The organism is Legionella sp. W05-934-2 (genome assembly GCF_964199965.1).
Lineage (GTDB): Bacteria > Pseudomonadota > Gammaproteobacteria > Legionellales > Legionellaceae > JAFIFT01.
On sequence record NZ_CAXMZT010000007.1, the window covers coordinates 19,537 to 34,945 of the forward strand.

The window sequence follows — 15,409 nt, forward strand, 5'->3', positions numbered from 1 at the left end:
GGTGCACCTTAGTATCACTCCCCAGGTTTTCCTCCCTTAATTTATCTAATATAAAAGGGTTGATCCTTTTTCAAAATATGCGATACTCATGCTCGAAGTTTCAATGGAAGAGACCAAGATGTATAACTTATTGTATTTAATTGCTTTAATATTTAGTTTCTCAGGATTTGTTTCAGCCCACGCCTGTGATGGCAGCCAGTTGTCACCTTGTATCGTCGTTGATAATAATAGCCCTAATGCCCCAATAAAATCGTATCGAAGTGCTTTAATCCTTAAAGAACAACCTGACATCCACCCTTTACGCGCCTCCGGCAGTGAATCGCCGACACAATTTGGCTGGGAGGAAATTGTCACAAAAATTCAATCTCAAAATACGCCGATTAAGCAAGTTTGGGTACTTGACCTGCGACAAGAATCCCATCTGTATGTGAATGGAGTCAATATCACCCATGCTAGTAAATACAACTGGATTAATGCCGGGCTGTCAAAAAATGCAATACTGGATAAAGAAGATGCCTGGATGAAGTCGCTCAGCCAATCCTCCACCCTAGAAAATGCCATGGATTCACAGCAATTTCAGGAAGAGCAATACGATAAAGGTGTCGAAATTCCGATTCAAACCATTCAGCTTGAAGAGACCCTGGTTCAGAGTCTTTCTTTAAAATATGAGCGGATGCCAATACAAGACCATTGCAGGCCAGATGACGAAGTGGTCGATGCGTTAATCGATTTCTTTGCTAACATCCGTCCGGATGATTGGGTTCATTTGCATTGCCGTGGCGGAAAAGGGCGAACAACGACAGTCTTAGCAATGTACGACATGCTCCTGAATGCCAATCAATTGAGTTTTGATGATATTATTACTCGACAAAAATCGATACCACCCTACTATGATCTCGAATTCACCAATAAAGGAATCCCCGAGCTCACGCCCTATTACAAAGAGCGCTTAGCGTTTCTGCATCAATTTTACTTATACACCCAAGACCGTCTAGCAGGGTACCCGGGCAAATGGACAGACTGGTTAGCTATAGAAAACAAGCGACCTGATTAAAATCAGTGTCTAAGTAATGAGCAAATCATTACTTAGACAAATTCTCACCCAGCAATTTATCCCAATATTAAAGGGCTACCGTTTGAGTTTGGCTGGAATCATCGGTTTTTCGATTGATACACTCTTTCAATGTGTTCACGCCCGCACCCACCGTATCAACCAAATTAATAAATGGGCTTGCGATGGCAAGCGATAGAATTTGTAGAACCGTTACCCAGTTATCAAAACTCTCATGGATACTGCTCCCTGCACTTGTAAAATTCATCGTCATGGCATAATAAGCGGCACCAAGCAAACTGGCACTGCCAATGACGATGAACAAACTGGATAGCAACGCTAAAACAAAGGGCGCCCCAACAACGGATGCCACTCTAAACGCAGCATCTGAATACGAGTTAAAGGGCTTAAAAAACGTGACTTGATTACGAACGGGGCCTTCCCACTTATTTAAAAGCTCAGCGCTAATCCCTGCAAATTTATCCATTACATCTAATACATCCATTATTTACACCTCATTTAAACATAAACTGACTTAGGCAAGAATTGCACAGATTAATAAAAAATGAAGTAATAATCAAATGGAATTTTCAAGTTTACGTCTTTGTAGAATAAAAAGGGTGCATATTGCACCCTTTTTGCCATATATTTCGTTAGCCTTTTACATTTTGATCAAGCTTACTTATTTGATCATATGCCTTACGGGCAGGGGTATATCTTGGATGTTGCTGAATGAGTTTTTCCAGAATCATGGTTGATTCAAGGCCTTCTCCTTGATGCCACTTGTTTAGGGCATCCATATACAACTCACCAGCACTTGTTTTGTCATTTAGTACAGTATTATTGATGATTACTGGATGGACATAACTGCTGTTTTGCAAATAAAAGCCATCAAGAAGATAGAGCATCTTATCCGCATAATTGTAACCATTCTCCTGAGAAAGCTTTAACCATTTTTGAGCCGATTTCGCTTGCTCTTCCGAAGGGTGACCACTCATATCTAACATGGCCAATTGGTATTGGGCAAAGGCATTGTTATTTTTGGCTAGCTGCTCATAAATACTCCTCGCTTTATCCATGTCTGCCTGACCAGTCAAGCCATATTGATAAATACGGGCTAATGCCAAGCTCGCCTTATCATTACCCTGCTTTGCTGCTTGACGATAATAGTTGACCGCTTGATTCATATCAACGTCGGTTAACACGCCCGTCTCAGCAAATAATCCCATTTGATACAGCGCATCTTTATGTTTGAGATCAGCCGCTTGTTTAAACAAAGTCAATGCTTTGGATTGTCCACCATTCGCCTGTCCTGTCCAATGAAGTCTGGCTAATAATGCAATCGCATCGGGTTGACCCTGTTCAGCCGCCTCTTCATACCAAAAAACAGCTTTTTCCATGTCGATAGGGCGATCTTTACCAATTTGATAGGCAAGTCCAAGATTGTAGTAAGCAAGTGGCAACTTCGCCTCTGCAGCTATCTGATAGGATTTGACAGCCTGTTTATAACGGTTCATAAATGTATCTAAGACAAACCCTCGCGCTAGGGCGGCTTGGGGCAATTTATTCTCGGCTTTTCCATACCAATATTGTGCTTTTTGATAGTCTGGGTACTTGCCAATATCCCCTTGCTGATAAAGTTTTGCTAATAAAAATTGGCCAATTGGATGTCCTTGTTGCGCTGATTTTGTATACCACTCACTAGCAAGTTGGCGATTTTGTTCCCCCAATAAACCTTCATCATAGATATAGCCTAACTTCATTTGAGCAGTTGCATCCCCTTTTTCAGCAAATTGCTGATAGACTGTCATGGCATCTTTTGTTTTTTCAACGTCATTGGGTTGTGCCAAGTAGTAATCAGCAAGGAGCATACCAGCACGGGCATTCTCACTATTAACCGCTTTTTGCAACTCAAACATGAATGGTTTATTTTGCTTTTGGTACAAGATAGCTAAATTTAAATCTGCATATGAAAACCCTTGTTCTGCGGCTTGTTTGAGTAAATTTTCAGCGTCAGTCTCATCTTTATCGATTGACTCACCTGTCAGCTTTTTACTGCCCACAATAAATAATTTAACCGCTGATGGATCTGCCTTTTCATACCAGTTTATCGCTTCTGAAGGATCTTGTTTCGTGCCGATGCCCCGATCATATAGCATCCCTAGCAATAAGGCTGCCTGTTTATCCCCTTCATCCACTAATTTACTGGCCATTTTAAAGGCACGTAGCTGATCGGACGGGTTTTCACTCACCGCATCATAGTAGGCCATTGGCAGATACGCTTCCGCAACTCCTTTAGCTGCAGCGCCTTTATATAATGATTTGACGAGTTTTTCTCGGTTTTGCTTCGCAAGGGTACTTAATCCCTGGTTATGTTGACGAACCAGCAAGTTAGCCAACTCATATTGAGCAGGCCCATACTGATTGGCAGCAGATAAATAATACATATTTATAGACCGACTCTGATCCGGTTCGATCACTTGTAGGCCATCTTTATCACTATAGCCATATCGATAGATATTGGCCAAAGCATATTGTGCATAGGCATTGCCTTTAAACGCAGCATCCGTCATCCAACTCAGTCCTTTTTCGTAATCGACTGGATCGGTTTTCCCTTCTAAGTATAAAATACCAAGGTTGTATTCTGCTCGAACATCACGTTGCAATGCTGCTAATTGATAATACACAATCGCTTGGGCTGAATCTTGTTTGACTCCCATGCCGTAATGATACAATTGCCCCAATTCAAATTGCGCGTCTGAGTTACCTAGAATGGCCTGATTATACAACCGATAGACCGCTGCACGTAGGTTAGCATTTCGCTCCCATCCCAGAGTCAGTTGTTCTAAATAATCCACCTCTTTAGTCGGATCAGGATTTAGAAAGACAGGCTTGGTATTCACCATTGAGGCTTGCTCTGCTGGCTCAAGAATTAACATATCTTCTTTGAGTAATTCTTCGATATTACCATCCAATGAATAACGCGCTAAACGCCATTCTTTATTATGATTTTTAGTCAACATTTGAGCTAAATAATCATAATAAAACTGCAAGGGAACATCATTTGCTTTGACAAATTCAAATTGAGGTGAGAACAAATCGCTACGCTTAAACTGAGTCATTTTAGGATAAGGGTTGTAACGATTTTCTTGAAGAAATTGTTTATTTTGCCATTGTTGTAAAATGCCGCCTAAATAATAGGTTGTGTCCTCAAACGTTTCAGCAGAATTATTTGAAACAAAATGAATGACATTCATTTCGGCCCGTCGTTTGTCTACCTCTTTTTCACTTTGCTCTGCTTTCGCTTTCCACACAGCCGCTTCTTTCTCATTAACAGCCACCCCTTGCCCTTCTTGATACATTTGTGCCAAAGCTTGTTGAGCAACCACCGATCCTTTTTTCGCGGCTTTTAGCATCCATTCATAGGCTTGATTTAAATCATGGTTGCTGCTTTTAGGGTCTTGGTATTGCTTCGCTAATGCGACCATCGCAGAAACATTACCTTCTTCAGCCGCTTTTTCATACCATGCTTTCGCAACACTGTCCCGACTTTCTTTTGTCGCTAATTCCGCAAGTTTTACCATCGCTGGGGTGAAATTTTGTTCCGCTGCTTTGGCAATTAAATCAATCCCTTTTGCACGGTCTTTTTTAATATTCTGACCGTTAAGATATAATAAACCGAGTTTATATTGCGCATTGGGAAATTTCTGTTTGGCCGATTTTTTTAACCAAACTACCCCCATTTTTCGGGTGCTGTGATGCCGGCCTTCTAAAAAATCTCGCGCAAGTGCATATTGTCCAATGGGATCACCTGATTTAGCAGCTTGTACAGCATATCGCCTGGATTTATCTGGGTTTTTCTCAACTCCATATCCATAAAGGTAAGCTGCCATGACATAATCTCTGGCATGAGTGTCTCCTGCTTCCGCTAAATTTTTGAACCAGGTCATCGCTTCTTTAGGGTTTTGATTGACGGTTAACTCAAAGCGTGCCATAAACTGCTGGGCTAGCCAGTCACCTTGCTTGGCAGCTTGTTTGATATGCTCAATAGCCAGAAGATTGTTTTTCAAAACACCGTATCCATAGAGCTGCATTTTACCTAGGGCAAAATTGCTACTAGGACTTTTTTGTGCTTGTTCCATTAATTGTTGACCGGCTTTATCAAACTGGCCAAGCTGATAATCTTGCAAACCGGAAGTGGCATAGGAACCCACACTCATTGTTAGTGTGGTCACACTTAACCATGTTTTGAAATTTGTCATGGCAATTCCCCTGATTTATTCTTATCCATTTTTCTACTTTATTGGGCAGGTATGATGCCATAATACACCACTGACCGCAGTGCACCATTGCGAGAACTACTGCCCACTATCCAATAATTGCCTCGATTATTGAGACCAAATTTTACATTATTAAATTCGCATACGGTAATCGCATCCGCGCAATCGACCAATTCCCCATATTTTTTACCCGCATTTTTGACTGAGCAGGCAAATTTCATGCTGACTTCATTAATAGATAATACTGCCCATTGGTTAGGGTAAATGAGGTGATTTAAAAACATAGAGCGCGCTGATTCATCCTTTCTCAATTGATATAAAGTCAATTTTTGACCCAATTTATTATGGATAAAATACATTGAATTTCGTTCGCCAACTGCGCCTGGCTTTAAATGCAGCAATCGCATGTCAAATTCATAACCCACATCACGACACCCTAATGGATTGGTGTTATCGTCTTTTTTTTCTGCCTTTGCTATTGTAGAGACAGCCAATAGCGCCATGAAACTAATTAGTAAAACACGGATTTTATTCATAGTATTCTCACTGTGTTACTGGACGAATCGTTACTTTAGTTCCTAAATGGTCATTGCCTTCGTTGGATAAATCAACAAAATAATGATTCATCCATTTAGCATCTCGAGTGAACATACGCACACAACCATGACTCGCTCTGTATCCTGGGATATCATGAGATCCATGCATTGCAAACCCTTTATGGAAATACATACAATAAGGCATCTTCGCGCCACCCCGGCCAATGGGAAAAACACCGGATTTACAATGCTCATTCTCCTTGCTGAAAAATCGGAAAATACCCGTCATGGTTAAACACGTTTTACTACTGTTATCAGAGCATCGATTACTTCCTGACGCAATTGGGCCCCAATGAACCATATTGCCATTTTTATCATAGGCTACCCAAGCGAGTTTATCTTGGTCTACGATAACTTGCTTCTCACCCTCTGATTTGATTTTAAGTGGGAAAGGAGCAACGTCAAATAAGGTTAAATATTTAAGGTTTTTGGGGACAACGATTGTTTTCCCACCCCATAAATAATTATAAGTACGATTAAGGCGCTGAACGATGTCGCGCTGCTTTGGATCAGGGAACATTTTTTCCCAGCTCCCACTTGCCTTAATACACTCAAATTGCGGATATTTACACAACTCCTGCCCATAATACTTGACCGCAAAACTCGATGTTGCGGTTATAGTCATTATGCTGAAAAGTATGAGACATTTTTTCATTTGAGGAATCCCTTTTTTTAGTCTTCTTATATTTAATCTATAGCATAATTTTCAGAAAAAAGATCGCATCAAGATTTTAATTTTCTCTGTTCCTAAAGTACAATAAGGTCAAATCGACCATATTAGACGGCCATGTCAGACACCTTATCTTTGTTATCCGCCCAAATTGATACCACTGTTGGCGCTATCGAACAAAATAAACAACAGATTGTTGAAATTATAAAAAAATATCAAGCAAACCATGACCTAATTGTTTTCCCTGAATTATGCCTTTGTGGGTATCCAGCAGAAGATTTATTACTTCGACCAACGTTCATCCAAGCCACAGAAAAGGCCTTGAATGAAATTATCCCCGTCGTTAAATCGTCCTATGTCATCATTGGTTTTCCTAGAATGGTCGATGGGAAGCTTTATAACAGTGCGGCATTATTGCATGATGGAAAATGCGTTGCTTTTTATGATAAGCAGCGTTTGCCCAACTATGGCGTTTTTGACGAACAGCGCTACTTTCATCCTGGCACTCATCCTGCTCTCCAATGGACAATCAAAGGGCATCACTTCACCCTCGCCATTTGTGAAGATATTTGGGACGACAGGGTCATCACCCCGGATATTGCTAAAACAACGGATCATCTCATTTGTATCAATGCCTCACCTTTTCACCTAAACAAACAAGCTCAACGATATGAGTTAGGCCACCGCTATGCTCAATTAGGGATGAATCTAATCTATACCAACTTGGTGGGTGGTCAGGATGAGTTGATTTTTGATGGCTGCTCATTTATCTGGGATTCACACAATCAGCTAGTTTGCCAGCAACCTGCTTTCGCCACCTGCTGTGACAGCATCGTTTTACAAAAAAAATCCGCTAAAGGCCTGATATCCGAATTACCCGAAGGGGATGCTTTGTTATATCAAGCCCTTTGTTCAGGCTTGGCAGCCTACGTGAATAAAAACAAATTCCCCGGCGTTGTGCTCGGACTTTCAGGGGGGATCGACTCGGCCTTAACCTTAGCGATCGCCGCAGATGCCCTTGGACCAGAAAGAGTAATCGCCGTTTCGATGCCATCTCGCTATACCGCCACCATCAGTAATGAAGATGCACATCAACAGATAATGGCCATGGGCGTCAACCACCAAGTTTTTGATATTGAGCCCACATTCAAAGCGCTATTATCCACCATGATGCCAGCGATGAAACCAAATATCTTAGACATTGCTAAAGAAAACTGTCAGGCTAGAATTCGATGTGTGATGTTAATGGCTTTATCCAACCAAACGGGGCATATGCTTCTTAGTACCAGTAATAAAAGTGAATCAGCCGTTGGCTACACCACGATTTATGGCGATATGAGTGGTGGTTTTGCTATTTTGAAAGACGTCTTAAAAACGGAAGTCTATCGCTTAGCCAGTTATCGCAATCAAATAAGCCCTGTCATCCCAGAAAGAGTTATTTCCCGCCCGCCATCCGCGGAGCTAGCACCCAATCAATACGATCAGCTAAGCTTGCCTGAATATGATATCTTGGATGGCATTATTCGGCTGTATATGGAAGGGTTAAAAGACACCGATGAAATCATCGCCTCAGGGTATAACGCGAATACAGTTCACCGAGTCATTGGCATGATACGCAATAATGAATATAAACGCCGACAAGCGCCCCCAGGCATCAAAGTCAGTCAGCGGGCTTTCGATCGCGACTGGCGGTACCCGCTAACCAATGGCTTTTACTAAGAAACATGATGCCCAACTTTTCGCGGAACCATACAGACCCAAGTCCGGGCCTGCCGCCTTAAATTTATAATCCATCATGTCAAAAGTACGTTGGAGTAATTGTGATGATAACCTTAATCCCTCATAATTCTGATTAGATCCGCCTCTTTGAAGACGAGAAGAATCGGTTGTTAGATATAGACGTGAATAACATCGTTATCATAGAACATATTGGAAGTACTGCTATTCCAGGTATTCATGCCAAACCTGTCATCGATATTTTAATTGCTGTTAGAAACTTGTCTGAATTTACTGAAAAGGAGATTCATAAAATTGAATCTCTAGGATATCGATATAACCCAAAATTCGAAACTCTCCTTCCTAATAGACGTTATTTTCAAAAAGAAGACATAAATGGTGTACGTACCTACCAAATACATATGGTTCAATACCCTTCTCCATGGTATGAGCAACCGATTTTGTTTAGAAATTATTTGCGATCCTACGAGAATAGTTCTCGAGAATACGAGCAATTGAAATTTGAGTTGGCGCAAAAATTTGACAACACAATTGATTATGCAAATGGGAAGAATGATTTTTGTCTTAAAATTATGAAGTTAGCTTTTAACGATCCTAAAATTAATAAGCCATTTATAGAAACTCACAATCTCGTGGCGTTCATACCCCAGATAGTATGCCATCCTGACTATGCTCATATGTTGGCCAATCCAGAATTTATAGAAAATTATGGCGTCGCTTATACCGAAGCGCAAGCATTACAGAGATTACAATCCGACATTGAACATTATAACCAATTTGGTTTTGCTCCTTGGGCGTGGTATCACAAAGAAACAAAAAGGTATATGGGCAGAGGCGGCTTTAAAACTTTTACCTTAAATGACCATAAGGAAATTGAGTTAACTTATCAGATAGATAGAAAATTTTGGAATCAGGGCTTTGCAAGTGAAATGGGTTTATCCTCAGTCGATTTTGCATTTAATACAATGCAATGGAAAGATATTGTTTGTTTTGCAGCATTTGATAATTTAGTATCTCTGCAAGTTATGCAAAAATTAGGATTTAAATTTGAGAGGGATTTTATTCATGCGGGCATTACTCATAAATTACATCGATTGGTAGCAAACCAAAACAGTTGAACAATTTAATTAAATTTAAAAAGTCATTCATAGCTTGGAAAGGTGATCTGATATGTCTAACACAGTCTTATTAAAACGTATTTGGCAATCCGTTTATGACCCAAATTTAGATTTGCGCTCAGTAATAAAACAATATTTTCATCCCCAATATGAGCAATGTATCAATGGGGTCATCATGAATGTTGATGATTATATTGACCACGTTATAGAACAAAAACAGAATATGCAAATTGATAGCATTGACTATAAACAGATGATTGAAGCTGGCGATGAGGTATTCGCCTTATATTATCCTAAAGGCTTCAATCGAGAAAATATGCCTGTCGAAGCGGAAGTGATTGCTTATTTTCAATTTAAAGAAAATCAACTGCTAAAAATACACGGGCAAGTCAGGTTGGTTAAAGGAAATTTATCTGATGTGGATATGTAAGGTAAGTAATTACTTTGCAGCCCAGAACACTATCATTTGAAACACACTTTTGGGTTAGCCAAACCTTAGCGCCGTCACATTCAGGATTTGAAATATTGTGAGCATGGCTGGATTGATTAAAATTCATTTGTCGGGTGATTTTTATGTTATATTGAGAACTTTCTTACATCCAATAAGATTTATCAAATAACACCCGCAGATGATAGCTATTTCCCATGCCCAAAACATTGAGCAACGGAATTCGGAATTTCAATTTTACCGATAGGTGCTCCACTTGGCCCGAAGGCCAAGCCAACTGATTCCACGGCTTTTGGATTTTTCTTCTGTTTATTAAAATGGTTTTCAAGTTTTTGGAAAAAGCTTTGCGAATATTTTAATGAAATGTCCGATGGTTTTGGCATTGGTTTTTGCTTAATTTCTGCCGAACTTTTAGACGGGGCCTTAATCCCATGCTTGACTTCCAAGACATCTGTTAATTGTTGTAATGCCGATTTACCAATCATTTTTGCCACAGATGACACTTCATTTGACAATTGATCATCATGACTATCCGCTAACGAGTCACTGCTATTCGCTTTGTTTGGTAGAGAACGCTTAATATCAAGAACCGACTCCAATAACATATCTTTAAGCACATTCAGCGCTTCAGGTGATAATGTGGATTCCGATAAATCGGATTTGCTATAAAATTGCTTCAAACCACTATGTATCAACCGGTGTTTTTTAAGACTACTATCTATCCAATAAAATTGGATAATACTTCCTTTACTTTGGTAGTAGATAGCGAATTTGCCCTCATGTTTTGCCTGGTCATGTGCGGTGTTTAACGTATCAGTGATAACAAGATTGGTCTTTAATCGCGTCATTTCTTCCTGACGCGTTCTTAACGCTTTACGCTCAAGCTCTGCTTCCTTCATGATCCGAATATAGGATGCTTCTTGCTCATCAATGATATTAACCATTTCCTTTTTTAGCGTTTGGATGACAAACTGCTTGAGTTGTTCGTCATTTTCAGCAAAATCAGTACTAATTTCCTTGATTATCCCATTGAATATACCCGTATTCGCTGAAGTGGTAGTCCATCCACCTTTTTGAATGAAATTTCTAAACGCTTGTAATCGGAGTAATGAATCTTTTTCAGATTGTAAGGTTTTAATAAGCGTATCTAGCTCTGGGCCACGGGAGCGAGAGAATGAGGCAATCCAATTCCACCAGCCCCCCTTGCCAAGATAGTTATCTTTTGCCTGAGTCAACCGTTCGACTAGCGCCTCTTGGTTTTGTGGTGAAGAGTTTGAAATAAGTTCAATGAGATTTTGAGCGACATCAAAGAGATGCAGTATTAATTCTGATTTACTATATTTTTTGCTTGGCATCATGCCCTCCCTTTCGCTTTCGATCATACTTTCCCTGAAACCCTTTCTACCAGGTAATCATTTTTTTACACGCACTGTCAAGATCATTCTGATAAATAATAAAAGGGGGCAAGAATCCTAGCGTATTTTAAAACCATTTGAAAGTAATATTTCCAGGACTTAGGATATTTAAAGGTTCTGTCTTGAAAAATATATGGAAGTGGTTAAGATAATATCTTAACCTTTTCACATAGGGTCATCATGAAAAAAATAATAATAATATTTGCCAGTTTTTTTGCCTCAACCATTCATGCCGCCACGCCAATCGATGGCTGGTATGCAAGCGCATTCGGTGGGTACTCATATTTTGAGGGGAATGTGTCCACAAGAGTGGGTGGTCTATTTTTCAACCTCCCCAAATATCGTGATGGCTGGAATGCTGGCGGTCGTTGGGGCTACCAATCTAACCCCATGCGCTATGAACTCGAATATACCTATACCCAAGGCGATACATATAAGTTTAGTATTGGTCCCACTCCTCAAACGGGAGTCACCGGAACAACCAGTGCCTCATTCGGCATGCTTAATGTGTATTATGACTTCCCAGATGTCGTACCTGCCATCGCTCCATTCATTGGCGCAGGCATTGGATATGGCTATGTTACGGCGGAATTAAATAGCACAGGCCCAATTGGAGTAGCTCGCTTCAAACGAACAGATAATGTATTCTCATACCAAGGCACCGTTGGTGGTACGTATAACTTTGCTGAAAATTACGCTGTCAATTTAGCTTATCGGTACGTCGGCTCAGACAGTGCGGGTGCTTTTGGTCAACGATATCAAGTGCAAATGGCAACAATCGGTGTGATTTATCGCTTTGAAGGAAATCAATATAAGTAATTAGGAAGAATTATGCGAAAATATGGTGTATTCGTTGGCGCAACTTGCTTAGCAATTAGCAGTGCAGGCATGGCTTTCAATCCAGTAGAAGGATGGTATGGCGGAGGTATTGGATTGGTGAGTTATGTTCCATCCATGAGCTTCTCTGCAGTTAATCCTTTACCCCCACCCACTCAAATAAACAGTCAACTGGATTATCGTATCGGTGGCGGTGGTGGTGGACAAATTGGCTATCGCTGTGCGCCTTGGCGAATAGAAGGAGAAATCATATTCAACATCAATAGCTACTCTAAATTAACCATTAATGGCGTTACTATCAAGCGATTCAACAACAATAACGCCTCTACTACCCCGTTATCCTTAAGGGGTGATACCTATTATGTTGGTGGAATGGTCAACGGATATTATGACTTATACCAAGTCCAATTCTCCCAAGATTCGCAAATTGTTCCCTACATCGGTCTTGGTGGTGGTTATGTCACTGTTAAAAATGAGTTACGTCTTTATTCTTATTCCAACCTAATTCAACCTACCGTTAAAGAGTCCAGCAGCGAGGGCGCAGTCCAGCTCATCATCGGTGGGCAGTATTTTGCAGATGACTTTACATCAGTTGGATTAGATTACAGGTATTTCTCCACACTGGGAAAAGTAGGTAATCGATCAAATGATCGCCTCGCTGTGCACACAGCCAACTTAACCTTAAATTTTGCCTTTGATAGCACAGCGTAATGACTATGATGAATTATCTGATTGCCCCCTCAATTCTGTCGGCCGATCTCGCCAACTTAGCTCATGAAGTGAAATCTGTCATGGATGCTGGGGCAGACATGATCCATTTTGATGTCATGGATAATCATTATGTGCCAAATCTAACGTTTGGCCCAGTTATATGCCAAAGTCTGCGAAACCATTTTCCAAAACTGACGCTTGACGTCCATTTAATGACAAATCCGGTGGATGATTTAATTCACCAATTTGCCAATGCAGGCGCTAATCGTTTAAGCATCCACCCCGATGCAACCATTCACCTCGAACGTAGCCTTGCTTTGATTCAAAGTTATGGCTGCGAAGCAGGAATTGTGTTAAACCCTGCGACTTCGATTGATTGCTTAACTTGGATAGCCCATCGTTTGGACTTTATTTTAGTGATGACAGTTAACCCAGGATTCGGCGGTCAAAGCTTGATTACGAGTGTGCTTGATAAAATTAAGCTCATCCATCAACGTTATCCGCACATTCCGATATGTGTCGACGGCGGCGTCGACGAAAAAAATATTTATCAAATTGGTCTGCTTGGGGCTAGTCAATTTGTCGCAGGCTCTGCTATATTCAAAAGTAACGATTATTCTGCAACCATCGAAAGGATGCGTAGTGAATTGGCAAAGCTTTCTAATCAAACATCAACAGATAAGCGTTAAACGCTCTATTGCTGCTATTTGTTTGCTTTTTTTTATGGGCATTGTTGACGCCGCCTCCTCGCCGACACCCGCGGAGAAAATCAGCCGATTCGAACAATATCAGCGATTAAAAGATCATCTCCCCGATACCATGAATGATGAGCTGTTATTTTTTATCAATGACAGTAGGCCACTCAGTGTTAAATTACGAAGAGCATGGTTAGTCAAGCTTGCGGAAAAAAGAGACTGGGAGCAATACCTAAAATTTTATCAATCAGACCTTAACAGCACAACGTTGCAGTGCTATGCCGCGTTTGCTCAATTAAAAACAGGGAATGTGAATACTGCATTTGTAATCGCCAAGCCACTCTGGCTAGTTGGTCAATCCCAAGCAAAAGCGTGTGACGCAGTATTTGCTGAACTAACGAAACAAGACTTAATCAATAATGATTTGATAGAGGAACGGATTAGACTTGCGCTTGACAAAAGAAATATCCATTTAGCCCGATACTTACTAAAACAGCTTAAGCCCCCGCGAACAGAAGATTCTGAATTACTTTTCAAGATTTATCAATCGCCACAATCCATTAAGCATCTCAAAAAAGATAGCTTACATGACGAATTCTATCTCTATGGATTAAAACGCCTTGTTTCGAGACACATGGATGTTGCTATTCATTTATGGCGCCAAGGAAAAAGTCGCAAGTTGTTAACTGAGAAGCAACAGCAAGCATTCCTTGCCCACGTTGCGTTGTATAAAGCCATTCGCGATCATCAAGATGCTGAGCAATGGTTTAAAATGGTAAACCCTGAATCCTACAATGATGTGCTTTTAGATTGGCAAATCAGGCATGCTTTAAAACATAAACACTGGCAAAATGTCCTCAAGTTATTGAAACATGTGGAAGAACCAGAATCCCCAAGTTGGCAGTACTGGCAAGCTCGTGCTTTGAAAGGGTTGGATAAAAATGAAGAGGCAAATAAGATCTTTGTAAAACTTGCAAAAAACAGACATTACTATGGATTTTTAGCAAGTATCCAGATTAAACAACCTTTCCAATTTGAATCGGGAAAGCCTCTCAAAAACATCAATATATTAATGCCTTATAAATCAATTCTTCATCAGATTGAACATGCCTATCAATCCGAGAACTTTTATACCGCTTCAAGTATGATTAATGATTTTGCCAGTGAATTAAACAACAAAGAACAACGGGCATTAGCTTTCTGGGCAGCCAAGAAATTAAAATGGTATGGCAAATCAGTCTATTTATCTAACGCCAACGAAGAGCTAAATGATTTTCTAACCTTACGATTCCCCCTAGCGTATCAACAAGAAATAAAAAAACGTGCAGCGAAGTACAATATCACTCCTGCCTTTATTTATGCCATCATCCGCCAAGAAAGTGCATTTAACCACCGTGTCGTTTCGAGTGCGGGCGCACGAGGGCTAATGCAAGTTATGCCAAACACTGCACTGATGGTTTCCAAAAAAGACCATATTCCTTACACCAATCGCAATGAGTTATTTCAATCAGAAAAAAATATTCACTTAGGCGTTGCTTATTTGAATCGTTTAAATCAGCGCTTTAAAGGACACCCCACTTTGATAGCAGCGGCGTATAATGCCGGCCCGTATCAGGTCAATCGCTGGCTTAAAAATCATACGGCAGATGACATGGATATCTGGATTGAAACCTTACCATTTCACGAAACCCGCAATTATTTAAAAAATATTATTGCCTATTATGCTGTTTACCAATATCGAATGAAGGAAAAGCCCCAATTAAAACCTTTTTTAAAGCCAGTTAATACACAATAACCGATATCCTCAAGGTTAAGAGTATTGAATTCATCTTGCTTTCATGCAAAATCTGG

13 protein-coding genes are annotated in these 15,409 nt (G+C 40.4%); 8 read left to right on the forward strand and 5 right to left on the reverse strand.

From position 1 onward, the window contains the following. The first annotated feature begins 118 nt into the window (after positions 1-118). Positions 119-1,054, forward strand: coding sequence for a tyrosine protein phosphatase (locus tag AB3348_RS09190; RefSeq protein ID WP_367607311.1), 936 nt, complete (start codon positions 119-121; stop codon positions 1,052-1,054). 67 nt (positions 1,055-1,121) lie between these two features. Here the strand turns inward: AB3348_RS09190 and AB3348_RS09195 are convergent, their stop codons facing one another. The 4 genes from AB3348_RS09195 to AB3348_RS09210 form a co-directional block, all read right to left on the reverse strand. Continuing rightward, entirely contained in the window at positions 1,122-1,556 is a 435-nt protein-coding gene (locus AB3348_RS09195; RefSeq protein ID WP_367607312.1) for a hypothetical protein, read from the reverse strand. 148 nt (positions 1,557-1,704) lie between these two features. Beyond that, entirely contained in the window at positions 1,705-5,313 is a 3,609-nt protein-coding gene (locus AB3348_RS09200; RefSeq protein ID WP_367607313.1) for an endopeptidase IV, read from the reverse strand. A 38-nt stretch (positions 5,314-5,351) separates the two neighbouring features. After that, the gene (locus AB3348_RS09205; protein WP_367607314.1) at positions 5,352-5,867 is read right to left on the reverse strand and encodes an endopeptidase IV; all 516 of its coding nucleotides are present in this window, start codon (positions 5,865-5,867) and stop codon (positions 5,352-5,354) included. Between the two features lie 7 nt (positions 5,868-5,874). After that, on the reverse strand, positions 5,875-6,582 hold the full coding sequence (locus AB3348_RS09210) for a L,D-transpeptidase (RefSeq protein ID WP_367607315.1): 708 nt from the start codon (positions 6,580-6,582) through the stop codon (positions 5,875-5,877). 132 nt (positions 6,583-6,714) lie between these two features. On the opposite strand from AB3348_RS09210, the gene AB3348_RS09215 reads away from it, so the two are divergent. From AB3348_RS09215 to AB3348_RS09225, 3 genes are all read left to right on the forward strand, one after another. Next, entirely contained in the window at positions 6,715-8,316 is a 1,602-nt protein-coding gene (locus AB3348_RS09215) for an NAD+ synthase (protein WP_367607316.1), read from the forward strand. A 137-nt stretch (positions 8,317-8,453) separates the two neighbouring features. Beyond that, a complete protein-coding gene (locus AB3348_RS09220; RefSeq protein WP_367607455.1) occupies positions 8,454-9,452 on the forward strand; it encodes a GNAT family N-acetyltransferase in 999 nt (332 codons plus the stop codon). Positions 9,453-9,504: 52 nt separating this feature from the next. Further along, positions 9,505-9,882, forward strand: a complete 378-nt coding sequence (locus AB3348_RS09225) for a hypothetical protein (RefSeq protein WP_367607317.1) — start codon at positions 9,505-9,507, stop codon at positions 9,880-9,882. Between the two features lie 206 nt (positions 9,883-10,088). On the opposite strand, the gene AB3348_RS09230 is transcribed toward AB3348_RS09225, so the two are convergent. Beyond that, complete coding sequence (locus AB3348_RS09230; RefSeq protein ID WP_367607318.1) at positions 10,089-11,258, reverse strand: hypothetical protein; 1,170 nt, start codon at positions 11,256-11,258, stop codon at positions 10,089-10,091. 237 nt (positions 11,259-11,495) lie between these two features. Between AB3348_RS09230 and AB3348_RS09235 the strand changes: the two genes are divergently transcribed. Genes AB3348_RS09235 through AB3348_RS09250 form a run of 4 tightly spaced genes read left to right on the forward strand, consistent with a single transcriptional unit; the run spans position 11,496 to position 15,353 of the window. Beyond that, positions 11,496-12,134: an outer membrane protein gene (locus tag AB3348_RS09235; protein ID WP_367607319.1), complete on the forward strand. Its 639-nt coding sequence runs from the start codon at positions 11,496-11,498 to the stop codon at positions 12,132-12,134. Between the two features lie 12 nt (positions 12,135-12,146). Beyond that, on the forward strand, positions 12,147-12,863 hold the full coding sequence (locus AB3348_RS09240) for an outer membrane protein (RefSeq protein ID WP_367607320.1): 717 nt from the start codon (positions 12,147-12,149) through the stop codon (positions 12,861-12,863). A gap of 8 nt (positions 12,864-12,871) precedes the next feature. Next, on the forward strand, positions 12,872-13,552 hold the full coding sequence (gene rpe / locus AB3348_RS09245; RefSeq protein ID WP_367607456.1) for a ribulose-phosphate 3-epimerase: 681 nt from the start codon (positions 12,872-12,874) through the stop codon (positions 13,550-13,552). Beyond that, complete coding sequence (locus AB3348_RS09250; protein ID WP_367607321.1) at positions 13,506-15,353, forward strand: transglycosylase SLT domain-containing protein; 1,848 nt, start codon at positions 13,506-13,508, stop codon at positions 15,351-15,353. The genes rpe and AB3348_RS09250 overlap by 47 nt, the downstream gene beginning before the upstream one ends. Positions 15,354-15,409 lie beyond the last annotated feature (56 nt).